Annotated in this window: 18 protein-coding genes and 1 tRNA gene; 5 read left to right on the top strand and 14 right to left on the bottom strand. The window is 71.4% G+C overall.

The window, feature by feature from the left end:
- Nucleotides 1-44: 44 nt before the first annotated feature.
- From CPZ01_RS03860 to purB, 7 genes are all read right to left on the bottom strand, one after another.
- A complete protein-coding gene (locus tag CPZ01_RS03860) occupies nucleotides 45-1,577 on the bottom strand; it encodes a Matrixin (RefSeq protein ID WP_096393521.1) in 1,533 nt (510 codons plus the stop codon).
- Nucleotides 1,578-1,647: 70 nt separating this feature from the next.
- Entirely contained in the window at nucleotides 1,648-3,249 is a 1,602-nt protein-coding gene (locus CPZ01_RS03855) for a phytoene desaturase family protein (protein ID WP_096393520.1), read from the bottom strand.
- A 103-nt stretch (nucleotides 3,250-3,352) separates the two neighbouring features.
- A complete protein-coding gene (locus CPZ01_RS03850; RefSeq protein WP_096393519.1) occupies nucleotides 3,353-4,030 on the bottom strand; it encodes a metal-dependent hydrolase in 678 nt (225 codons plus the stop codon).
- Nucleotides 4,031-4,732 carry a hypothetical protein gene (locus CPZ01_RS03845; protein WP_096393518.1) on the bottom strand — a complete coding sequence of 234 codons (702 nt, stop codon included), beginning with the start codon at nucleotides 4,730-4,732 and terminating at the stop codon, nucleotides 4,031-4,033.
- 42 nt (nucleotides 4,733-4,774) lie between these two features.
- Nucleotides 4,775-5,683 (bottom strand): sensor domain-containing protein, encoded by a 909-nt coding sequence (locus CPZ01_RS03840; RefSeq protein ID WP_096393517.1) that lies wholly within the window; start codon nucleotides 5,681-5,683, stop codon nucleotides 4,775-4,777.
- 49 nt (nucleotides 5,684-5,732) lie between these two features.
- Nucleotides 5,733-6,044 (bottom strand): zinc ribbon domain-containing protein, encoded by a 312-nt coding sequence (locus tag CPZ01_RS03835; RefSeq protein ID WP_096393516.1) that lies wholly within the window; start codon nucleotides 6,042-6,044, stop codon nucleotides 5,733-5,735.
- Nucleotides 6,045-6,254: 210 nt separating this feature from the next.
- Nucleotides 6,255-7,757 carry an adenylosuccinate lyase gene (gene purB / locus CPZ01_RS03830; protein ID WP_096393515.1) on the bottom strand — a complete coding sequence of 501 codons (1,503 nt, stop codon included), beginning with the start codon at nucleotides 7,755-7,757 and terminating at the stop codon, nucleotides 6,255-6,257.
- A 167-nt stretch (nucleotides 7,758-7,924) separates the two neighbouring features.
- On the opposite strand from purB, the gene purN reads away from it, so the two are divergent.
- A complete protein-coding gene (purN, locus tag CPZ01_RS03825; protein WP_096393514.1) occupies nucleotides 7,925-9,529 on the top strand; it encodes a phosphoribosylglycinamide formyltransferase in 1,605 nt (534 codons plus the stop codon).
- Nucleotides 9,530-9,577: 48 nt separating this feature from the next.
- On the opposite strand, the gene CPZ01_RS03820 is transcribed toward purN, so the two are convergent.
- Nucleotides 9,578-10,462 carry an ABC transporter substrate-binding protein gene (locus CPZ01_RS03820; RefSeq protein ID WP_096393513.1) on the bottom strand — a complete coding sequence of 295 codons (885 nt, stop codon included), beginning with the start codon at nucleotides 10,460-10,462 and terminating at the stop codon, nucleotides 9,578-9,580.
- Between the two features lie 193 nt (nucleotides 10,463-10,655).
- Here CPZ01_RS03820 and CPZ01_RS03815 point away from each other — a divergent pair, with 193 nt between their 5' ends.
- Nucleotides 10,656-11,957 (top strand): MFS transporter, encoded by a 1,302-nt coding sequence (locus CPZ01_RS03815; protein WP_096393512.1) that lies wholly within the window; start codon nucleotides 10,656-10,658, stop codon nucleotides 11,955-11,957.
- Between the two features lie 32 nt (nucleotides 11,958-11,989).
- Here the strand turns inward: CPZ01_RS03815 and CPZ01_RS03810 are convergent, their stop codons facing one another.
- Both CPZ01_RS03810 and CPZ01_RS03805 read right to left on the bottom strand, forming a co-directional pair.
- Nucleotides 11,990-13,048 carry a M42 family metallopeptidase gene (locus CPZ01_RS03810; protein WP_096393511.1) on the bottom strand — a complete coding sequence of 353 codons (1,059 nt, stop codon included), beginning with the start codon at nucleotides 13,046-13,048 and terminating at the stop codon, nucleotides 11,990-11,992.
- Nucleotides 13,049-13,612: 564 nt separating this feature from the next.
- Nucleotides 13,613-14,212 (bottom strand): NUDIX hydrolase, encoded by a 600-nt coding sequence (locus tag CPZ01_RS03805; protein WP_096393510.1) that lies wholly within the window; start codon nucleotides 14,210-14,212, stop codon nucleotides 13,613-13,615.
- Between the two features lie 139 nt (nucleotides 14,213-14,351).
- Here CPZ01_RS03805 and proS point away from each other — a divergent pair, with 139 nt between their 5' ends.
- The 3 genes from proS (at nucleotide 14,352) to CPZ01_RS03790 (ending at nucleotide 18,381) form a co-directional block, all read left to right on the top strand.
- Entirely contained in the window at nucleotides 14,352-15,827 is a 1,476-nt protein-coding gene (gene proS, locus CPZ01_RS03800; RefSeq protein ID WP_096393509.1) for a proline--tRNA ligase, read from the top strand.
- Nucleotides 15,828-15,921: 94 nt separating this feature from the next.
- The gene (locus CPZ01_RS03795) at nucleotides 15,922-17,037 is read left to right on the top strand and encodes a hypothetical protein (RefSeq protein WP_096393508.1); all 1,116 of its coding nucleotides are present in this window, start codon (nucleotides 15,922-15,924) and stop codon (nucleotides 17,035-17,037) included.
- A 108-nt stretch (nucleotides 17,038-17,145) separates the two neighbouring features.
- Entirely contained in the window at nucleotides 17,146-18,381 is a 1,236-nt protein-coding gene (locus CPZ01_RS03790; protein ID WP_096393507.1) for a helix-turn-helix transcriptional regulator, read from the top strand.
- Nucleotides 18,382-18,438: 57 nt separating this feature from the next.
- Here the strand turns inward: CPZ01_RS03790 and CPZ01_RS14950 are convergent, their stop codons facing one another.
- From CPZ01_RS14950 to CPZ01_RS03775, 4 genes are all read right to left on the bottom strand, one after another.
- Nucleotides 18,439-18,570 carry a rubrerythrin-like domain-containing protein gene (locus CPZ01_RS14950; RefSeq protein ID WP_157745921.1) on the bottom strand — a complete coding sequence of 44 codons (132 nt, stop codon included), beginning with the start codon at nucleotides 18,568-18,570 and terminating at the stop codon, nucleotides 18,439-18,441.
- A gap of 171 nt (nucleotides 18,571-18,741) precedes the next feature.
- Nucleotides 18,742-18,814, bottom strand: a tRNA-Thr gene (locus tag CPZ01_RS03785).
- 552 nt (nucleotides 18,815-19,366) lie between these two features.
- Nucleotides 19,367-20,362 carry a class I SAM-dependent methyltransferase gene (locus CPZ01_RS03780; protein ID WP_096393506.1) on the bottom strand — a complete coding sequence of 332 codons (996 nt, stop codon included), beginning with the start codon at nucleotides 20,360-20,362 and terminating at the stop codon, nucleotides 19,367-19,369.
- A gap of 64 nt (nucleotides 20,363-20,426) precedes the next feature.
- Nucleotides 20,427-21,686, bottom strand: a complete 1,260-nt coding sequence (locus CPZ01_RS03775) for an ATP-binding cassette domain-containing protein (protein WP_096396120.1) — start codon at nucleotides 21,684-21,686, stop codon at nucleotides 20,427-20,429.
- Between the last annotated feature and the right edge of the window lie 9 nt (nucleotides 21,687-21,695).

Below are 21,695 nucleotides of genomic sequence, written 5' to 3'. Positions count from 1 at the left end.
TCCGCTCGCAGGACGCCTAATTTGTCGTACCGCACTCTCCCGCCTTACTCCGGCCACGCCTCCCGCTCACCCCGCTCCGCGTCGCCAGTCAACTCCGGCGGCACCTCCGCTAACAGCACCGGCGCCAGCGACGCGCCGACGTGCCACGCGACGACCTCCTCGTCTAGCGCCTCCAGCCGCACGTCCTCCTGCCCGTAGTACTCGCCGTCGACCGTACAGGAGCCGCCGCCGTCGGCGAAGCAGACGTCGCCGCGCTCGTCGTAGGTGATCTGGATGTGCGCGTCCCGCGCGCTGTCGACGAACTCCCACGCGAACCGGTCGCTCCCGGTGACATCGTCGCGCGCCGCGAAGTAGTCGAGCGTGGCGGCCACCTCGTCCTCGACGGGGCCCGTGACCGCGCCGTCGTCGGCGCGCAGGTGGACCTTCACCGGCTGGTGCGTCGCGAGCGTGCTCGTCGCGGCCATCAGCCCCGCGGGCCCCTCCCCGTGTTCGAGCCCCTGAACGTGGCCGAGCTCGTGGATGATCGTCGCGTTCATCTCCGCGTCGGAGATCCGGGGGTCGACGGTCGCGGTCATCGGCGTCCGCGGCTCGTCGACGAGGAGGTCCGCGCAGCCGAAGTACCGCGTCTCGTTGGTCTCCTCCACGCCGCACCGCTCGACGCGCTCGAACCGGAGGACGACGTCCGCGTCGTCCGCGTCGTCGACGCGCTCGTACTCGACCGGGTAGCCGAGGTAGCGCTCGTCGGTTCGCTCCCAGAATCCCGTCGCGGACGCGACGACCCCGGAGACGTTCCGGTCGACCGCCTCGTCGTCGACGTACAGGTCGAGCGTCGTCTTCCCGTACGGGCTCGGGTGGATCACCGAGACGGCCCGCTCCCGCGTCCGGTTCGCGGTCGTCACGACGACCGGGTAGTCGCCGCCGTCGAGCCGCACGTCCGCGAACGTGACGGACACCGCCCCCTCCGCGCCGCCGTCGAGCGCGACCGTCCGGTTCGCGCTCGCGCCGGTCCCGTACCGGATCCGGACGGTCTGGTCACCCGCTAAGTCGCCCTCGTTCGCCACGGTCGCCGTGACGGTGAGGTCCTCGCCGTACGCCACGCTCTCGGGGACCTCGACGTCCGAGACCGCGAACGTCGCCGGCCGCGCCTCCTCGACGACGACGGCGCGGGTCGCCGTCGCCTCGCCGACGGTCACCCTGATCTCGTGTTCGCCCGGGTCGAGCGCCGCGGCGTCGACCGCGGCCGTCACCGTCATCGACCCGTTCGCCGGGACGGACCGGTTCTCCGCGAGCAGCGTCGCGTCGCCGACGCGGACCGTCACCCGGACCGGGTCGAGCGTCGCGTTCGCATTCGCCGACCCCCCGCCCGCGGCGTCGTCGCCGTCGTCCGCGAGCCCCTCCCACCGAACCGTCGCCTCGACCGTCGCCCGCTCGTCGTGGCCGAGCGACTCCGGCGCGTCGACGGACTCGATCGACGGCGACGGCGCTCCGAGGGGCCCGGATATCTCCCCGCCGAGCCCGCCGCAGCCGGCGAGTACCACGAGCAGCGCGACGGCGGCGACGGCGCTTGCGTTACGCATCGGTCGTCTTCCCCTCGGAACCGGACACGGATAACGTTCGTTTCAGCCGTCGGTCACGTGGGCGGGCCGGTCACCGCAGCGTCGACGTCGGGACGACCGACGGGAGCACGCCGCCGCCGGTCGCGTCCTCGACGACGGCGTCGGCGACGTGTTCGCCGCTGAGCAGGCACATCGGCATCCCGATGCCGGGGTTGGTGTACGCGCCGACGTAGTAGAGCCCGTCGACGCCCGGCGCGCGGTGCGAGGGCCGGAGCGGCCCCGTCTGTCCGAGCGTGTGCGACAGCGCCAGCGCGGTGCCGCGCGGCGCGTTGAACCGCCGCCGGAAGTCGGAGACGCACGCGGTCTCCTCGAAGACGATCCGGTCGCGGAAGTCGACGCCGGCGTGCTCGGCGAGGTCGTCGAACACCAGGTCGCGGAACCGCTCGCGCGTCTCCGGGTCGTCCTCCAGCCCGGCCGCCAGCGGGACGAGAAGGAAGACGGCCTCGTGGCCGTCGGGCGCCGCCTCCGGGTCCGTCTTCGAGGGGACATGGACGTAGTACGCGGGGTCGTCGGGCCACGCGGGGTCGTCGAAGATGGCGTCGAAGTGCGGCCGCCAGTCGGTCGGGAACACCAGCGTGTGGTGGTCTAAGTCCACGTCGCCCTCGACGCCGAGGTACGCGAGGTACGCCGAGGGCGCGTACGTCCGCGACTCCCAGTACGACTCGCGGTCGACGGTCCCCTCCGGGAGGAGGTCGTGTTCGACGTGCGGCGGGGCCGCGTTCGCGACCACGCGGTCGAAGCGGTCGCTCGACGCCGTCGCGGCCGGGTCACCGTCCCCCCCGCGCCGCTCCGTCTCGACGGCGAACGTCGGCTTCGCGGCCGGAACCGACGGCTCGATCGCGGTCACCGGCTCGCTCGTCCGGATCGAGACGCCGAGTTCGCGCGCGAGGTCGGCCATCGCGTCGACGACGCTCGCGATCCCCCCGACCGGGTGGTAGACGCCGAGGTTCATGTCGACGTGGCTCATCAGCGTGTAGATGGCCGGCGTGTTGTACGGCGAGCCGCCGAGGAAGACGAGCTTGTACTCGGCGATCTGCCGGAGCTTCTCGCTGTCGAAGTAGTCGCCGACGTACGCGTCCATCTCGCGGAGCTTCGGCAGGGCCCGCCCGGACCGGAACACGTCGGCGTCGACCATGTCGCGCAGCCGCGACCGGCTCGGGTAGACGAACCGGTCCATCCCGAGCTCGTACGCCTCCGCGGCGTCTTCGAGGTAGTCGTCCAGGGTCTCCCCCGCGCCCGCCTCGTAGGACTCGAACAGCGCCTTCTGTCCCTCTCGGTCGGCCGGCATCGACGCGCGGTCGCCGTCCTTCCAGATCACCTCGTACAGCGGGTCCAACTCGACGAGGTCGTAGTAGTCGTCGGTCGACCGCCCGAAGTGCTCGAAGAACCGGTCGAACACCTCCGGCATGAGGTACCACGAGGGGCCGGTGTCGATCCGGAACCCGTCGCGCTCGATCCGCCCGGCGTACCCGCCGGGGTGGTCGTTGCGCTCGAAGACGGTCACGTCCGCCCCCGCGTCGGCGAGGTAGCAGGCCGCGGAGAGCCCGCCGAAGCCGGCGCCGACGACCGCGATCGACTCCCCGGCCAGCGGTTCGTCTGCCCCCGACGGTCCCGCGTCCGGTTGGGTGGACATCACCGCCGACTACGTGTCCGGAGCGGTTTACCCTGCGGTCTACCACGTTAGGGACCCCGCAGTCGGGCGGCTTCCCCGCCCGGCGGACGTCGTCCTGAACCCGTCAGGCGTCCTCCCCGAGGCCGTCCCCCTGGAGCCGTCGGGCGCCGAGCGCGAACAGCCCCAGCCCGATCAGGTAGAGCCGCCACCCGCTGTTCGCGATCGGGAACCGCCGGTCCACCGGCTCCTCGACGTCGACGTCCGGGTCTCGCGGCTGGACCGGGTTGCTGACGTGGACCGACTCGCTGGTGCCGCCGGCCCCCGCGTCCACCGTCCGCGTCCCGGTGTCGGGGTCGATCCGCACGTCGACGAACGTCTGGACGAACCCGTCGGCGGTCGAGTAGAGAATCTCCCCGTCGAGGGCGAAAAAGCGGTCGCGGAGCGGCCAGAACGCGTTCACTCCGTCGAGGTGGGTCCAGTCGATCGCGACGTGCGCGAAGACGTGGACGAAGAGGGCGACCCACGCGACCGCGACCCACCGCGGCGAGAGCCGCCGGCGGATCCACGACTCCTCCCGGGCCCGCGTGTCGTAGTACAGCGCCAGCGCGGCGACCGCGGGGAGGACGAAGTTGTGGCCGACGGTGCGGTGCGCGCCGTCCATGACCAGCCCGAGGAAGCTGTCCGCCTCCGGTATCACGAGGACGACGAGCAGGACCGCGAGCGCCCGCCGGTCGTAGTACGCCCCGAGCAGCCCCGCCGCGAGCAGCAGCGCGAACCCGGCGTGGACGACAGTCGAGGGCATTCAGCGGCTCACCTCGCCGTCCGTCGCCGCGTCCCCGCCGTCCGTCGCCCCGCTCCCGCCGCGCCCCCGGAACCGGACCGCGAGCGTCGCGGCCGCGGCGGCGACGACGACCAGCTGCCACCCGCCGTCGACGAGCCTGACCTCCCGGTCGGCGCCCGGGTCGAGGCCGGGGCGCCCGTCGGGGTTCACCCACGAGGCGACCGGGTCGGCGACCGCCCCGCCGACGCGCGCTAACGGCAGGATCCCCGGTCCCTCCGCGTCCGGCGCGACGAACGTCTGGACGACCCCTTCCCGCGTCGAGAACACGAGCCGCCCGCGGACGACGTAGCGCGCGTCCTCCAGCGGGTAGAGGAGCGCCGCGCCCTCGCCGGCGAACAGCGCCGACCCGATCCCCGCGACGACGAACGACGCGAGCGCGACCCACGCGACTCGCACGCCGCGCGGACCCCACCGCTCGCGGAGGGCCGACGACGATCGCAGCGTCGCGTCCCAGTACAGCAGTCCGCCGACGAGAAGGGGCACCCAGACCGCGTGGAGGAGGGCGTTCGTCGCGCCCGGCACGGCGAGGCTCGCGGCCGCGTCGAGGGAGGGAGCGAGCGCGGCCGCGACGACGACCGCGACCGCGCGCCGGTCGAAGGCGTCCCCCAGCAGCGCGGCCGCGAGCAGCGCCCCCACGGCCGCGCTCACGAGCGTCGGCGCCATGTCCGTCCTGACGGTCGGAAGCGAATAAGCGCTCCGGGCGGCTCAGTCGCGTTCGTCCCGGTCCGCGTCGGGATCGCGGGGGCTCGCGTCGGAGTCGGCGGGGTCCGCGTCGAACTCGAAGCCGTCGGCGTCGGAGTCGGAGTCGGACCCCTCACCCGACTCGTTCCCTTCCTCCGAATCGCGGTCGCCGTCGCGGTTCCGGCCGGCATCGCCCTCGCGATCGGCCGCGTCGCCGTCGACGGTGACGCGCTCGGCGCCGCTCTCCGCACCGCCGTCGTCGCCGGCCGGCTCGGCGTCGCTCTCGGCGTCGTCGCCGAGCAACGCTTCGGCCATCAGGCGGGCGCCGCTCGCGATCAGGTTCGTCAGGTGGAGGCCGACGAGGAGTCCGGCGACACCGAGTCCCGCCGCGAGCGCCGCCTCGGGCGCGGTGTCGATCGCCCACACCGCTGGCTCGCCGTTCACCTCGCCGAACTGCGTCGAGTAGGGGTACCGGACCGGGGCGGCGACGAGCGAGAGCGCCTGCGCGAGGACGGCGAGCGGCGCGAACGCCACTACCGTGACCCAGAACTTCAGCGAGAGGAACCCGAGCCCGCGCCACGTCGACGGCGCCGCGAGGTAGGCGCGAACCGTCGCGACCGCGCCCGCGTCGCCGTCGTCCGCGGCGGCGCGGAGGTCGTCCGGCGCGGCCAGATCGGTCCCGAGCAGACGGTTCGCCAGCCAGCGTTCGAGCCCGGCGACGAGCCGCGAGCCGACGACGGCCGCGACCAAGAGGCCGACTCCGACGAGGACGACCGAGAAGACGAGTCCGAACACGAGCGCGAACGACCCGATTCCCGAATAGAGGAACCCCAGCGGAACCGCGATCAGCAGGTACAGCAGGTGACGATACGTGCGCGCGTCGGCGACGACGCCGACGACGGGGAGGGCTGCGAGCGGTCGGAGGGAGACCATACCGCGACTGGTTCCGCGTCCGACAAAAATCGGTCGCTCTCCCGGCGACTCACCCGAGGAAGAAGTCGATCGCGTTCCCGGACGACTGCCCCTTGTACAGCTCGGAGTAGCCGCACTCTGCGCAGGAGACGACGACGAACTTCCGGTTCTGGACGTCGAACATCTTGGTGAGGCCCGTGCCGCTGGTGGCGATCTCGTCGGTCTCCGTCTCGGTGTCGCCGCACTTCGGACAGCCGTCCTCGCCGTCGCCGAGCCCCGCCGCGTCTGGGTCTACGCGGTCGTCGTCCGCGGGTCGGCCCAACTCGTTGGCCGCGTCGTTGCCGAACATCGAGTACGTCGTCTCGTCGTCTTCGGAGGGCATCGATCACGACTGATACTGCGAGTGATAAACTTCTTTTGGCGCCGTGTGAATTATCACTGACCGATCAGGTGGCACCGTTCAGGGACTCGCTGGTTCGAACGAAAATACATCCGAAAAGCAGACCGCTACGGGCTCCTCTCTGACGCGCTCGTTTGGTTCTCCCGGGAGCCGTTCGACGCGCTGAGTCGTTCTCGGTACGCGTCGTTCCCGCTATGCGTCGATCTCGTCGACGAGCTCCTCGGCGACGCCGGTGTAGCCGGCCGGCGTCAGTGCCTTCAGCTCCGCGCGGACCGCCTCGTCGACGTCGAGGTCGTCGAAGAGGTCGCGGAAGTCGTCGAGCGTCACCGACCGGCCGCGCGAGAGCGCCTTCACGCGCTCGTACGCCTCGGTGTCGCCCTCGCGGCGCAGGACCGTCTGGACCGCCTCGCCGATAACCTCGGGGGTCGCGTCCAGCTCCTCGCGCATGACCGCCTCGTTCGGGACGACCTTGGCGAGGCCGTCCGCGGCCTTCGAGTAGCCGATCAGGCAGTGCGCTAAGGCGGCGCCGACGTTGCGCTTGACCGTGGAGTCGGAGAGGTCGCGCTGGAGCCGCGAGGTCGTCACGTAGTCGGCGAGGAACGTCAGGTCCGAGTTCGCCTTCGAGAGGTTCCCCTCGCTGTTCTCGAAGTCGATCGGGTTCACCTTGTGGGGCATCGTCGACGACCCCGTCTCGCCCTCGACGGCCTCCTGCCCGAGGTAGCGGTCGGAGACGTACAGCCACGCGTCGAGGTCCAGATCGAGGAGGACGTCGTTGACGCCGCGAAGCGCGTCGAACAGCGCCGCGAGGTCGTCGCAGGGGTTCACCTGCGTCGCGAGCGCGGTGTGTTCGAGGTCGAGGTCACGGACGAACGACTCCGAGAACGCCCGCCAGTCGACGTCGGGGTAGGCGGCCTCGTGGGCGGCGAAGGTGCCGGAGGCGCCCGCGAGCTTGCCGGAGAGGTCCTCGTTCGCGACGACGATCCGCCCGAGCGCGCGGCCGAGCCGCGCCGCGTACACCGCCATCTCCTTGCCGAACGTGGTCGGCGTCGCGGGCTGGCCGTGCGTGCGCGCCAGCATCGGCGTGGCTCGGTGTTCGTGCGCCAGTTCGACGAGGGCGTCGCGCACCTCGCGGACCGCGGGAACGATCACCTCGCTCACCGCGCGCTTGACGAGGAGCCGGTGCGCGAGGTTGTTCACGTCCTCGCTGGTGAGCCCGAAGTGGATCCACGGGAACAGCGACTCGGCGTCGTCGAGCGGGGCGGCGGCGTCCCCGTCCGCCCCGCCATCGGCGACCTCCGCCAGCCGGACGCGGAGGAAGTACTCGACCGCCTTCACGTCGTGGTTGGTCGCGTCGTACCCCGCGCCGCCCTCGGTCTCCAGCGCCTTGATCAGCCGCGCGTCCTCGGCGTCGAAATCCCTGTAGACGCCGCGCAGCGCGGTCTCGGTCGCCTCGTCGAAGCCGACAGGGGTCGCGTCGAGGCCCGCCAGCGCGATCAGGTACTCGACCTCGACGCGAGTCCGGGCGCGCATCAGCGCGGCCTCGCTCGCGTACGGGGACAGCGGTGCCGTCCGGCCGGCGTACCGCCCGTCGAGGGGGGAGACGGCTGCGAGCGGGTCCGAGCGCGACAGGCCGGCGATGGCGTCGTCGCCCGTCGGTTCGGAGTCGTCGGCCGCCGGTTCGGAGTCGTCGGTCATGTCCGCGACTGCCCACGGCGCCAGCAAAAGCGTGTCGATGAGGCGTCGCACGGACGTGGATCCGTAGCCGCCTCGAAGCGCGTCGATCGCCCGTTCCGATCCGCAGACGTGTACACAACCGCGGCGCGGACCGCAATCGATATACCCGATCGGTCGGACGTTCGCGTATGAAGATCGCGGGACTCGCGAGCAACCGGGGACGGAACCTCAGACACATCGCCGACGCCGCGCCCGGGGGCGCGGAGCTGTCGGTCGTCCTGACGAACCGCGAGCAGGCGCCCGTGTTAGGGGCCGCGACCGAGCGCCGGATCCCGACCGAGGTCGTCGAGCGCGACGAGGGCGAGTCGCGCGAGTCGCACGAGCGCCGCATCGTCGAGCGCCTGTCGGACTACGACGTCGACCTCGTCTGCCTCGACGGCTACATGCGCGTGCTCACCGACGAGTTCCTCGACGCCGTCCCGACGACGCTGAACGTCCACCCGTCGCTGCTCCCGGCGTTCCCCGGCACGGACGCCCACGAGCAGGTCCTCGACGCCGGCGTCCGGACGACAGGCTGTACGGTCCACGTCGTCACCGAGGAGGTCGACGCCGGCCCGGTCGTCACGCAGGAGCCGATCCCGGTGTACGAGGACGACGACGCCGACTCGCTGAAGGCGCGCGTCCTCCGCGAGGCCGAGTTCACGGCGTACCCGCGGGCGGTCCGCTGGTTCGCCGAGGACCGGGTGACGGTCGAGCGGAACGCCGACGGCGAGCCCGTCGGCGTCGCGGTCGAGGGCGACGTGGGCGGCGACTTCCCGGAGCGGCGGTTCGTCTCGGAGGAGCGCACCGACACGCTCCGGTACGGCGAGAACCCGCATCAGGACGCCGCCCTGTACGTCGACGACGGCTGCGAGGAGGCGAGCGTCGTCGACGCCGACCAGCTGAACCCCGGCGCGAAGGGGATGGGGTACAACAACTACAACGACGCCGACGCCGCGCTCGACCTCGTCAAGGAGTTCGACGAGCCGGCGGCCGCGGTGATCAAGCACACGAACCCCGCCGGCTGCGCGGTCGGGTCCGACCTCGCGGACGCGTACGACCGCGCGCTGCGCACCGACGCGAAGTCCGCCTTCGGCGGCATCGTCGCCCTCAACCGCGAGTGCGACGCCGACACCGCCACCGCGGTCGCCGACTCGTTCAAGGAGGTCGTCGTCGCGCCCGGCTACACCGACAGCGCGCTCGACGTGCTCCGCGAGAAGAAGAACCTCCGCGTGCTCGACGTCGGCCCGCTCGGCGATGGCGACGACCGCTTCTCCGAGCGGTTCACCGAGAAGCCCATCGTCGGCGGCCGCCTCGTCCAGGAGCGCGACCGGCAGTCCCCGACCGCCGACGGCCTGGAGGTCGTCAGCGAGCGCGAGCCGACCGACGAGCAGGTCGAGACGATGCTGTTCGCGTGGAAGACGCTGAAACACGTGAAGTCGAACGGCATCCTCTTCGCGACCGGCACCGAGACGGTCGGCGTCGGGATGGGGCAGGTGTCCCGCGTCGACGCCGTGACGCTCGCGGCGATGAAGGCCGAGAAGGACGCCGAGGGCAAGTCCGCCGAGGGCGCCGTGATGGCCTCGGACGCTTTCTTCCCGTTCCCGGACGCGGTCGAGGAGGCGGCCGACGCCGGCATCGAGGCCGTGATCCAGCCGGGCGGCTCCGTCAACGACGAGGACGTGATCGCCGCGGCCGACGAGCGCGACATGGCGATGGCGTTCACCGGGTCGCGCTGCTTCCGACACGACTGATACCGGCGAGCCAGGGCGCTAACCCCGGGACCGCCGTCGCCCGCACTCCTACTCCGGCCAGTCGCTCGGGACGTACTGCTCGAACGCGGGTTGGGCCGAGCGGGCGAGCGGTCGGAACGCCCGCTCCCCGTCGACCCGGAACTCCTCGATCCGCGACTGTCCGGGGCCGGTGAGGTAGCCGACGTAGGACATGGCGAGCGCGTACCCTGCGTCGTGTCGGGCGGGATTGACCGGGATGACGGCGTACTCGTTTCGGAGCAGCGGTGGCGGGTCGTCGATCCCGAAGTCGACGTGCCGCGCCAGAGTGCCGTCGCCGCCCACGGCGAGGAAGGTGCCGCGGTCGACGAGGGTGTAGGCGCCCGACTGCCGAGCGATCGTCAGCGTGTCGCCCATCCCCTGACCGGTCTCGAGGTACCACTCGCCGCCGGGATCGACCCCCGCCTCGTCCCAGATCCGGCGCTCCCGGATGTGCGTTCCCGACCGATCGCCCCGCGACAGGAACCTCGCCCCCGCGTCGGCGATGGCTTTGAACGCCGACAGGGGATCTTTTCCGGCGACGCCCGCGGGGTCGTCGGGCGGCCCGACAACTAGGAAGTCGTTGACCATCACCCGGCGTCGATTGATCCCGTGTCCGGCGCGGATGAACTCGTCTTCAAGCGGGCGGGCGTGGACGAGCACGACGTCGCAGTCGCCGTCCCGGGCGGTGCGGAGTGAGGCCCCCGTCCCGCGCACGACCGACTCCACCCCCGCGCCGAACTGGTCGGCGTACCCTCGGTTCAGGACGGGCAGCAGCCCGCTGTCGTACGCCGTCGTGGCGGTGGCGAGCGTCAGCGAGCCGAGGTCGGGCGGGCTCTCCGCGGTCCGGTTCGCACAGCCGGCCAGCGAGGCGGCACCGCCGAGGCCGAGCGCTCGCACGTACTGTCGACGACGCATGCGATGTAGCCGGAATTGTATACACTCTCGTATGAATTAACCGGCCATTATTTCGACGCTGGAACGCCGCTCGTCGCGGGTCGGCGTCGCGCCCGACTCGCGTCTCGCCCGCTTGAAACGATAACCCCACGCGGACCGCCGGATCGACGGCGCTTTTTTTTCGGGCTCCCCTTGACTCGGATCAGAGACGACCGTGTCCCAGTTCGGCAACTCGGTACGGCTGCTCGGGGACCGGGAGTTCGCGGCGCTCGCCGGGACCGCGTTCGCCCGTAGCCAGGCGTACTCGACGATCCTCATCGCGCTGGCGCTGTACGCGGACCTGTTCGGCACCACCGGGTTCGTCGAGGGACTCTTCGGCACCGCCTTCGCGATCGTCCAGCTGGTCATCGTCCTCCCGCTGGGTCGGAAGGTGGACACCGGCAACGCGAAGCGGTGGCTGCTCGGCGGGTTCCTGATCAACGTCGCCGTCTTCGTCGGCTTCGCGCTGGTCGACAGCTCGGTCCACATCATCCTCGTGCGGATGGTCCAGGGGCTCGGCGCGAGCGTCCTCTGGATCACGGGCGCGACGGTGATCGGCGAGATCAGCCCCGACGACGAGCGGGGGCGGTGGCTCGGCTCGTACAACCAGTTCGCCTCCGTCTCGTCGCTCGCGGGCGACCTGGTCGGCGGCTACCTCCTCTACGCCTACGGCTTCTCCGAGACGTACCTCGTCTTGACCGTCGTCACGCTCGCGGCGTTCGCGCTCGTCTTCGCGTTCCTCCGCGACAACCCCGGCGGCCGGAAGAGCCCGGAGGACGCGGGCGGGATCGAGACGTTCCGGTCGCTGCTCGGCCTCCCGATGTTGCGCGCGCTCGTCTTCTTCCGGTTTACCTTCAGCGTCGGCAAGATGGCGGTGATCATCTTCCTCCCCATCTACGCGCGGACGTCGTTCGGCATCTCCGCGTTCGCGATCGGTTGGATCATGGCGGGCGGGAAGCTGACGAAGGCGCTCACGCAGGGGTTCGTCGGCGACCTCACCGACCGCTACGAGCGCACCTACCTGTTCGTCGCGGTCGGCGCGCTCCTGTACGGCGTCGGCACCGCGGTCATCCCGCTCGCGGCGTACTTCGAGGGGACGCTGTCGCCCGTCACCGCCTCGTACCTCGGGGACTCGCAGACGCTCGGCGGGGCCTTCTTCGTGCTGTTCGGCGCCTACTCGCTGCTCGGGATCGCCGACTCGATCCGGCTGCCGGCGAGCATGTCGCTGTTCGTCAGCGAGGGCGAGGCGTACGACTCCGTCGCCAGCGCGATGAGCTTACGCTCCGTCTCGTGGAAGGTCGGGCAGGTCGTCGGGCCCGTGCTGGTCGGTACCACGATGGACTGGACGACCACCGAGACGGGGTTCCTGCTCGCGGCCGGGTTCATCGCGTTCGCGACCACGGGCTTCGCGTGGCAGGCGCGGGGGGCTCACCGCGCTCGCCGGGATCCGGGCGGGGCCGTCCCCGGCGACGACTGATCTCGGACACGGCGGGGCGACGGAGTACCCGTTCAGAGCGTGTAATCGTGTTCGCCCGTCTCGGACTCCAAGAAGGCCGTCAGCAGGTCGATCGTCGCCTCGACGTCGCCGCCGTCGGCGGTCTCGGTGACCGTGTGGAGGTACCGCGTCGGGATCGAGATGGCCCCGACGGGCTTCGCGCCCGCCGTGTGCTGGAACCCCGCGGTGTCGGTGCCGCCCGCGGGCAGCACCTCGTGCTGGTGGTCGATCTCTTGGTCCTCGGCGACCTCGGTGAGCCGACGGTGAACCTTCGGGCTGGTGATCACCGAGGAGTCCTTCAGCTTCACCGCCGTCCCCTCGCCCAGTTCGGTGACGGCGTCGGCCGGGTCGCCGATCTGGGGCACGTCGTTGGCGACGGTGACGTCTAAGGCGACCGCGAGGTCCGGGTCGACGTCGACGCCGAGCGCCCGCGCGCCGCGGAGCCCGACCTCCTCTTGGACGGTCGCGGCGAAGTGGATCGTCACCTCAGGATCCTCGATCCGGCGGGCGGCCTCCAGCATCGCGAACAGGCAGATCCGGTCGTCGAGCGCCTTCCCCGTGATCCGGTCGCCCATGCGCGTCGTCGTCTGGTCGAGGGTGACGAGGTCGCCGACGCTCACCAACTCCTCGACCGCCTCGGCGTCGCGGCCGAGGTCGATGAAGACGTCTTTCACCTCGTCGTCTTTCTCCTGCTGCTCCTCCGTGAGCGTGTGCGGCGGGACGGATCCGATGACGCCCGTGAAGTCCTCGTCGCCGTGGACGGTGACGCGCTGCGCGCGCAGCACACGGGCGTCGAACCCGCCGAGCGGGTCGACCTGGACGAACCCCTCGTCGGTGACGTGGCGGACCATGAACCCGATCTCGTCCATGTGGGCGGCGACGGCGACCGAGTAGTCCGAGTCGCCCTCGATCGTGCCGACGACGTTGCCCATCGCGTCGCTCCGGACGCGGTCGACGCTCTCGGCGAACTCGCGGCGGACGATCTCGCGGACGTCGTCCTCGTAGCCGGGGACGCCGCGGGCCTCGGTCAGCTCTCGGAGCAGGTCGAAGTCGAAGTCGAACTCGCGTGGCATACCACCGAGTGACCGCGCCAGCGACAAAGGTCCGCAGGATCCGGCACGACCGTCGCTTTTCGCCGAACCGCGAGCGATCCGATATTTAAATAGCCGAGAACGGTGACGAGCATCGCTTATAAATCTCGGCGGTGGCGCGTGCCTGCGAGCGGCCGGAGCGAAGCGGAGGCCGCGAGGAGCACGCGCGAGGGAGTCGGCGGTCCGGAGCGAAGCGGAGGGCCGCCGACGAGGCTGGGGAGGCGTGAGGTGCTGTGCGGTGCCGTGCGGGTGGGACTCAAAGGGGCAGGCGCGAGGACGGCGCAGGCGACGCAAGCACTGGAGGGAGTGAGCGAAGCGAACGACCGAAGCGCGCAGCGAGCGTGCGCCGTCCTCGCGGCTGGGGCTTTGGCGGTGTTCGTGATCGATCCGTACGTAGCAGTTTATAAGCGAGCGGCTGGGGCTTTGGCGGTGTTCGCCGCCGTCCCACTGTTAGCCATTTATAAGGGAGCGGCTGAGAGTTTGGCACTGCTCGCCGCCGATCTACTGCCAGTTATTTATAAGAGAACGACCCACGGGATATACAACTCAGATCGGCAGCTCGGCGTCCGCGCCGACCACGCGGTCCGGTTCGGCGGGCGCGCGCCAGTCGGTCGTCCGCTCCAGCAGCTGGACGACCATCCGGCCCGTCACGCCCCAGACGGTGTAGCCGCCGACGTGGAAGTAGTGGACGCGGTGGTCGCCGTACTCCGGGTGGTCGACGCGGCGCTCCGACTCGTAGTTCGCGGGATCGGTGAGCGCGTCGACGGCGAGGATCGCCACCTCCGCGACCTCCGACTCGTCCGGGACGTACTCGCGGTCGGGCGCGACGCCGACGAACGGGCGGACCGCGTACTTGCTCGACGTGCGCGTGTCGTCGAGCCGGCCGACCACGTCGACCTCCGTCGGGCGCATGCCGACCTCCTCGTCGGCCTCGCGTAACGCGGTGTCCGTCAGCGTTCGGTCGATCGGCTCGCGGCCGCCGCCGGGGAAGCTCATCTGTCCGGGGTGTTCGCCGAGGTGCGCGGCGCGCTTGGTGAACAGCAGGTGGGCCTCGCCGTCGCGCGCGATCACCGGCGCCAGCACCGCGGCCTCCCGCCGGCCGGCGAGCGACTGCGGCGCGTGTCGGCGCAGCCCCGACAGGTCCATGGCCGAGTTTGGCGACGCGAGGCGGTTAACGTTTCCGCGGATTCCGTCGGTGCGGGACGTGAACGCTCGACGGTGATTCGGGGCGCCGCGGCGCTCGGGTTCGGACCTTTTAAGCCCGCGACACCCGCTTTCGAGAGTAATGAGCGACGACGACCAGGAACTCGGGATCACCGAGTCCAAGACGCACAACACCGGCGAGTGGTACGCCGAGGTCGTACAGAAGGCGGGCCTCGCAGACTACGGACCCGAGGGGATGAGCGGCTTCATCGTCACCCGTCCGCGGGCGTACGCGGTCTGGGAGCGGCTCCAGGGGTTCCTCGACGCGAAGTTCAAGGACACCGGCGTCCAGAACGCCTACTTCCCCCTCTTCATCCCCGAGTCGTACCTCGAACGAGAGAAGGACATCGTCGAGGGGTTCGACCCCGAGGTCGCGTGGGTCGACGAGGCGGGCAACAAGGAGCTCGAAGAGCGGCTCGCCGTCCGCCCCACCTCCGAGTCGATCATCACGCCGTACATCTCGCAGTGGGTCCGCAGCCACCGCGACCTCCCGCTGCGCGTGAACCAGTGGTGCTCCGTCGTCCGGTGGGAGGCGACCGAGACGAAGCCGTTCTTCCGCACGAAGGAGTTCCTCTGGCAGGAGGGCCACACCGCGCACGCGACGAGCGAGGACGCGTGGGAGGAGACGATGACGCGGCTCGACCAGTACGAGTCCGTCTACGAGGACCTGCTGGCGCTCCCGGTCCTGAAGGGCCAGAAGCCGGACCACGACAAGTTCCCCGGCGCGGACACGACGACGACCGTCGAGGCGCTGATGCCCGACGGGAAGTCGGTCCAGGCCGGCACCTCCCACCACCTCGGCCAGTCGTTCGCGGAGGCGTTCGACATCACCTACTCCGACGAGGACGAGGAGGAGCGGACCGCCCACACCACCTCGTGGGGCCTCTCGTGGCGCGCGCTGGGCGCGCTGATCATGACCCACTCCGACGAGCAGGGGCTCGTCCTGCCGCACACGGTCGCGCCCACGCAGGTCGTCGTCGTCCCCATCTGGCAGGAGGACACGAAAGACGACGTGCTCGACTACGCCGAGGGCGTGGTCGACGAGCTCGACGAGGCCGGGATCCGCGTCGAGCTCGACGACCGCGACGAGCGCAATCCCGGCTTCAAGTTCAACGAACACGAGCTGAACGGGATCCCGCTCCGAATCGAGATCGGCCCCCACGAGGTGGACGACGAGGAGCTGACGCTCGTCCACCGCCCCGACGGGGAGAGCGTCACGGTCGACCGCGACGGCGTCGCCGACACGGTCCGCGACCACTTCGACGAGATCTACGCCAAGCTGTACGCGACCGCCGAGGAGACCCTCGACGACGGCGTGCGCGAGGCCGACGACCGCGCCGATATCCTCGGCACGCTCGGCCAGCACGGCGGCTACGTGAAGGCGCCGTGGTGCGGCGACGAGGCCTGCGAGGAGCCGATCAAGGAGCCGCTGGCCGCCGAGATCGTGATGGTCCCGTTCGAGGACGAGGACCCCCTCGCCGACGGGGACCACGGCGAGACCTGCGCGATGTGCGACGAGGCCGCCGAGCGGACCGCCTACTTCGCGAAGACGTACTGACCCCCGACGCCCCGTCACGTCGTGCGATTAATCCGCGTTGATCCGGCTTAACGGAGTTTCGGGTATATAGGGACGGAGTGCGGACACGCAGGTAATGAATCGATGGATTGCAAGCCTCGTCGTCGCGGCCGTCGCCGCGGTGGTGATCGCGGGGGCCGCCGCCGCCGCGCCGGCGGGAGTGGTGACCGCACAGACCGACGCGCCCAACGGGAGCGGTGCGAACTCGGGCGCCGCGAACGAGACGCTCGACCTCAGCCCCGGCGAGCGGCTCGCCGGGGTCGTCGGCGTCCAGGGCGCCGAGATCGAGGGCGAGGTCGAGTCGCGGGCGTTCGAGGTCGCGCTTCGACGGTCCGAGACCAACGAGAGCCGCGCCGCCGTCGTGGCGGAGCGGCTGAACCGGACCGAAGAGCGGCTCGCGGAACTCGAAGCGCGACAGCAGGAACTGCGCGAGCGCCGCGCGGCCGGCGAGTTGAGTCAGGGGGAGTACGCCGCGCGGATGGCGACGACGACCGCCCGGATCGAGACGCTCTCCCGGACGCTGAACCGGAGCGCGAGGGCGGCCGCCGAACTCCCGGCCGCCGTCCGCAATGAGACGGGCGTCGACGAGGAGCGGCTGGCGACGCTGCGCGAGCGCGCGAACGAGCTCAGCGGCCCCGAGGTCGCCGCCATCGCCCGCGGCGTGGCCGGCGAGGGCGTCGGGGGGCCGGTCGGTCCGGAACGCCGGGGGCCGCCCGAGAACGGGACCGAACGCGGCCCGCCCGGCGACGCGGGGCCGCCCGGCGAGGGATCGCGCGGTGGCGGTCCGGGAGACGGATTCGGGGGAGCGCCGGGAGCGTCGAACGGATCGATCGGACCACCGGGAGCGGACCCGGGAAACGGGTCGCTCGGTGGTTCCGATAACGGGTCCGCCGGACCGCCGGGTGCGGGGAGCGTGAACGGGCCGGAGACTGGTGACGTGAACCGGTCGAATCCGTTTACCCCGCCGGCGTCCGGGAACGCCACTGACAACGGATCCGGCAACGCGTCGACCGGCCCGCCTGTCGACTCCGGAACCGGGTCCGAGAGCGACGGCGGTCCGAGCGGAGCCGGTCCGAGCGACGGCGGTCCCGACGGGAACGATTCGACCGACGACGCGGACGCCCCGACGCCCGACGGTGCGGCGGGCGCTCCGGCGACGGTCGCCGGGAGTCTCTCGCGCATCGCTGCGTGATCCGCGCCGCGCCGTGAGCGCCGCTCCCGACGCGAGCCGACCCGCGCCCGCGGGCCGATCCCGTCCCGGATGGGAAGGAATTTACCGGCCGTCCGTGTGAATCAGTCTGTGCAGCGAGCGCCGATCTTCCTCGCCGTTCTCGCCCTCCTCGGAGCCGTCGGTCTCGCGCTCGGCGCAGGCGGCGCGGGCGCGGTCCCGTTCGAGGGCGGCTTCGCCCAGATGGACGTCGAACCGGACGACGTGTCGCTGGAGGTCGCCGTCCAGCCCGACGGCGACGCGGAGTGGACCGTCGAGTACCGGATCCGCCTCGCGACCGACGAAGAGGAGCGGGCGTTCGAACAGCTCCGCGCGGACGTGGCGAACGACACGGAGGCGTACACGACCCGATTCCGCGACCGGATGGCCTCGACCGCCGAGACCGCCGAGTCGGCGACGGGCCGCAACATGACGATCTCGAACGCGACCGTCACCGCCGAGCGGCGCGAACTCCCGCAGGCGTACGGCGTGTTGACCTACCGGTTCGAGTGGACGAACTTCGCCGCCGTCGACGGCGACCGGCTGCGCGTCGGCGACGCGGTCGACGGGCTGTTCTTAGACGACTCCTCGTCGCTCATCGTCTCGTGGCCGGAGGGGTATCGCCTCGCGGAGACGACGCCGGATCCCAGCGAGGTGCGCGAGCGGTCCGTCGTCTGGAACGGGCCGGTCGACTTCTCGGCCGGCCAGCCGCGGATCTCGGTCGCGCCCGCGGGGCCGCTCTCCGGGTTCCCGGCGGCCGGACTCGTCGCGCTCTTCGCCGTCCTCGTCGTCGCCGGCGGCGCCGTCGTTTACCGTCGGCGGGACGACGGGGACGGCGAGGAAGCGGGAGTCGCCGCGGGCGGTGGCGGAGACCCCGCGACCGAGAGCGACGCGACCGCGGAGGCGGCGGGCGCTGCGGGCGCCGGCGCGGCCGCGAGCGACGGGCCGGAGTCCGACGGCGACGACGCGAACGCCGCCGGCGAATCGGAGAGCGGGTCGGACGAGGCGGCGCCCGTCGACGGCGACCTGTTGAGCAACGAGGAGCAGGTGCTTCGGCTGATCGAGTCGGAGGGCGGGCGGATGAAACAGAAGCAGGTGGCCGAGGAGTTAGACTGGACCGCCGCGAAGACGAGTCAGGTGGTGACGGGGCTGCGCGACGAGGGCGACCTCGACGGCTTCCGACTGGGCCGCGAGAACGTCCTCTCGCTGCCCGACTACGACCCCGAGGCGGACGCGGGCGAGGACGGCGACGGAGGCGACGACGAGAACGGCGACGGGGAGAGCGGCGGGACGAGCGAGAGCGACGAGCGCGACGCTAGCAACGACTGACCGGACCGACGGCGGTCCGCGGCCGATTCTGTTCGATCCGATTCTGTTCGACCCGACTCACAGGTCCCGGGAGCGGCCGATGTGGAGCAGTTCACCCCCGCACTCGCACTCGCCGGGCGAGCCGGTCCGCCGACCGCATTCGAAACACTCGTACACTTCTTCTCCGTCGCAGTCGTATTTTGGTCGCATATTAACCGATATGCGTCCGTGGCAGATAATCACACGCCTAATATTGTTTGGATAATATAAACTGCTTCGCGCGAGGAGGTGACCGAACGATCGGAATCGGTCGATCGAGGGGACGAAAGTAGCGACAACGCGGCGGGCAAGGCTCTCCGGTTTGCGGCGTTCGGTCAGAAGAGCCGGAGGGGGGATTTGAACCCCCGACCTATTCCTTACGAAGGAATCGCTCTGCCAGCTGAGCTACTCCGGCACGCATACTTCGTTTCCCGGACGGAAAAATAAGGGTTCCGAAACGGGGACGGAGCGGCGATCCGACGGGCCGAGTCGCGCACCGAAGCCGGCGAATTATTCCGATACTAACCGGACGTGCGTCGTGAATACACTCGATTTCTATTCAGATACGCACAAGAAATCGGAACACAATACAGGTGTATAAGGAAAAAGACTAAATACGTGTTCGGACTTCAATCTGAGTGTGATGACACCGCCCGCGCGCCGAGACGGCGGGGATCGAATCCCCCGGCGGTGCGTGCCCGGTCGAAGCCCGTACCGGGCGGCGATAGCCTCGCCGGTCGTCACCCCCACGGCGACTCGGCGCGGCCGTCATCCCCATCAGCGTTCCGTCGCGGCTACCGTGTGAAACGCGTCTCCGACGCGCCAAGCGCAGAATCGCCTCTGGTCCGAGACCGCCGCCGCGACCGCTTGTCATGTGACGGGCCCCGGCCGCGCCGCCCCGACCCCCCTCGGGGCGGCGCGGCGTTCTCGCTGTCTCGACGTCTCCTCGCGAGCGACGCGCCCGGAATCAGTCCTCGACGCGCGTCAGGCGCACGTCGAGACAGACGTTGTACTCGTGGGGGGCGTACGACCGGACGACGCGCTCGGTCTCGACCTCGACCGCGTAGTCATCGCCGGCGGCCGCCTCGATCGCGCGCCGCCCCGGCCCGAACGGGTCGTCCTCGTGTTGGATGTCGTAGTAGTGAATCACGCAGTCGTCGCCCGCGAGCGCGACGGCGGTCTCCAAGAACTCCTCGGCGGAGTGCGGGAGGTTCATCACGAGGCGGTCGGCCGTGTCGGCGTACTCGTCGGCGAGCTCGCGGGCGTCCCCCGCGACCGCGGTCACCCGCTCCGCGACGCCGTTGCGCTCGGCGTTCTCGCGGAGGTACTCGACGGCGCGCTCGTTGAGGTCGCAGGCGACCACGTCGGCGCCGCGAGAGGCCATCGGGACCGCGTACGGCCCCACGCCGGCGAACATGTCGACCGCCGACTCCCCGGGTTCGACCCCCTCGACCACGCGGTGGCGCTCGGTCGCGAGCCGCGGCGAGAAGTACACCTCGGCGACGTCCAGCAGGAACTCGTGGCCGTACTCGCGGTGGACGGTCTCGGTACCGTTCCCGGCGAGCACGTCCCACCGGCGGACCCGCAGTTCGCCCTCGATCGGCGACGCGCGGTTGAGGACGGTGTCGCAGGGGAGATCGGCGGCCATCACGGCGTCGGCGATCTCGCGGGCGCGCTCGTCGTCGTCCTCGTCGATTATGACGATGTCGCCCAGCCGCTCCAGGGAGGGCTCGTAGCCGAGGATCTCCGCGGGCGTCGTCGGGCGGTCCCGCGCCGCGGCGTCGCGCTCGACGATCCGGTCCGCGAGGTCGGCGGGCACTCGGTCGCGGGCGGAGACGGGGATGTAGATCGTGTCGTCCTCGACCGCGATCTGATGGTCGCCGTCGAGGGCGTCGGCGTCGGCGAGCCGGCTCCGGACGCTCTCGCCGCGCTCGCGGTCGACGGCGACGCAGGGAACGCTCATCGTCGGAGGGACGCGGGCGAGCGAATAAACGGTGACGCTTCGCGGGCGGCGGGAGGGCGAGAACTCACTCGCCGTCCGCGGTCGCGGCCGCGACCGCGTCGAGTAGTTCCCCCCCGCCGACGTCGGCCGAGACCGGAACGACTCGGTCCGCGGCCGCGGCCACCTCGGCGTTCGGACCGTCAGCGGTCGGGCCGTCCGCGGTCGGGCCGTCCGCCCCGTCGCCCGAGCGCTCGGTCCCGACCGCGAGCGTCGCGTCCGCGTCGGCCGCGAGCTCGCGTGCCGCCGCGAGCGTCGCCTCGGAGGGCGCCTCGAACGGCGGGGCCGTCACGGCGGTCGCTCCCGCGTCAGCGGCGGCGCCCGCGGCCGCGTCGCCCGGGGGGACCACGCCGACCGACGGCTCGTGGCCCGCGGCGGCCAACCGGGCGACGACGCGCGCGGTCGGCCGGCCCGTGCCGATCACGTGGACGCGGCGGGGCTCGACGTCGCTGTGCGGGAACGCAGTCACCGCCGGCGTCCCCGTCGCCGGGTCGCGGCCGACGAACGCCTCCGCGTCGAAGGCCGCGCCGACGGTCGAGGCGGACAGCACCGACTCGGGGGGGCCGGCGGCCCGGACGCCGCCGTTCGCGAGGACGACGACCTCGTCGCAGTAGCGTGCGGCGGCGTCGAGGTCGTGGATCGCGGCGATCGCGCCCCGGTCGCCGTCGTCGACGAACTCGCGGACCAGTTCGAGCGTCTCGACCGCGTGGTTCACGTCGAGGCTCGCGGTCGGCTCGTCGAGGAGGAGGAGCGGGGCCGCCTGCGCTAAGGCCCGGGCGAGCAGCACGCGCTGGCGCTCGCCCCCGGAGACCTCGGTGATAGACCGGTCCGCGAAGCGCTCGACGTCGGCCGCGGCCATCGCGGCGTCGACCGCGGCGTCGTCCTCGACGCCGTGCGCGTCGAAGCGACCGAGGTGCGGCGTCCGGCCCATCTCGACGACGTGGCGCACGCGGAAGTCGAACGCGAGGTTCGTCGCCTGCGGGACGCTCGCGACGCGCCGGCCCACCTGCTTGGCCGACAGCGACGCGGCCGGGTCGCCGCCGATCTCGACGGTCCCCGCGTCCGGCTCGACCGCGCCGGTCACCGCGCGCAGCACAGTGGTCTTGCCGGCGCCGTTGGGGCCGACGAGGCCGACGAGCGAGCCGGGCTCGACCCGGAGGTCGACGCCGGAGACGACGTCGAGGTCGCCGAACGAGACGGCCACGTCAGCGGCCGACAGGAGCGGCGCGTCGCCGAACGAGAGCGCCGTGTCGGGGAGCGACGCCGGGCCGTTCGCGGCCGACCGCACGTCGTCGTC

It is taken from the genome of Halorubrum trapanicum (genome assembly GCF_002355655.1).
Lineage (GTDB): Archaea > Halobacteriota > Halobacteria > Halobacteriales > Haloferacaceae > Halorubrum > Halorubrum trapanicum_A.
The sequence above is the reverse complement of the archived record's forward strand: the minus strand, read 5'-3'. Positions and strand labels throughout refer to the sequence as shown.

Bases quoted from the DNA above. Each gene is read 5' to 3' on its own strand.
- CPZ01_RS03820 (WP_096393513.1), bottom strand. From the start codon at position 10,462: ATGCGTCGTCGACAGTACGTGCGAGCGCTCGGCCTCGGCGGTGCCGCC.
- CPZ01_RS03795 (WP_096393508.1), top strand. From the start codon at position 15,922: ATGAATCGATGGATTGCAAGCCTCGTCGTCGCGGCCGTCGCCGCGGTG.
- purB (WP_096393515.1), bottom strand. From the start codon at position 7,757: ATGACCGACGACTCCGAACCGGCGGCCGACGACTCCGAACCGACGGGC.
- CPZ01_RS03845 (WP_096393518.1), bottom strand. From the start codon at position 4,732: ATGGCGCCGACGCTCGTGAGCGCGGCCGTGGGGGCGCTGCTCGCGGCC.
- CPZ01_RS03840 (WP_096393517.1), bottom strand. From the start codon at position 5,683: ATGGTCTCCCTCCGACCGCTCGCAGCCCTCCCCGTCGTCGGCGTCGTC.
- CPZ01_RS03805 (WP_096393510.1), bottom strand. From the start codon at position 14,212: ATGGACCTGTCGGGGCTGCGCCGACACGCGCCGCAGTCGCTCGCCGGC.
- CPZ01_RS03835 (WP_096393516.1), bottom strand. From the start codon at position 6,044: ATGCCCTCCGAAGACGACGAGACGACGTACTCGATGTTCGGCAACGAC.
- CPZ01_RS03860 (WP_096393521.1), bottom strand. From the start codon at position 1,577: ATGCGTAACGCAAGCGCCGTCGCCGCCGTCGCGCTGCTCGTGGTACTC.
- CPZ01_RS14950 (WP_157745921.1), bottom strand. From the start codon at position 18,570: ATGCGACCAAAATACGACTGCGACGGAGAAGAAGTGTACGAGTGTTTC.
- CPZ01_RS03810 (WP_096393511.1), bottom strand. From the start codon at position 13,048: ATGCCACGCGAGTTCGACTTCGACTTCGACCTGCTCCGAGAGCTGACC.
- purN (WP_096393514.1), top strand. From the start codon at position 7,925: ATGAAGATCGCGGGACTCGCGAGCAACCGGGGACGGAACCTCAGACAC.
- CPZ01_RS03850 (WP_096393519.1), bottom strand. From the start codon at position 4,030: ATGCCCTCGACTGTCGTCCACGCCGGGTTCGCGCTGCTGCTCGCGGCG.
- CPZ01_RS03855 (WP_096393520.1), bottom strand. From the start codon at position 3,249: ATGTCCACCCAACCGGACGCGGGACCGTCGGGGGCAGACGAACCGCTG.
- proS (WP_096393509.1), top strand. From the start codon at position 14,352: ATGAGCGACGACGACCAGGAACTCGGGATCACCGAGTCCAAGACGCAC.
- CPZ01_RS03780 (WP_096393506.1), bottom strand. From the start codon at position 20,362: ATGAGCGTTCCCTGCGTCGCCGTCGACCGCGAGCGCGGCGAGAGCGTC.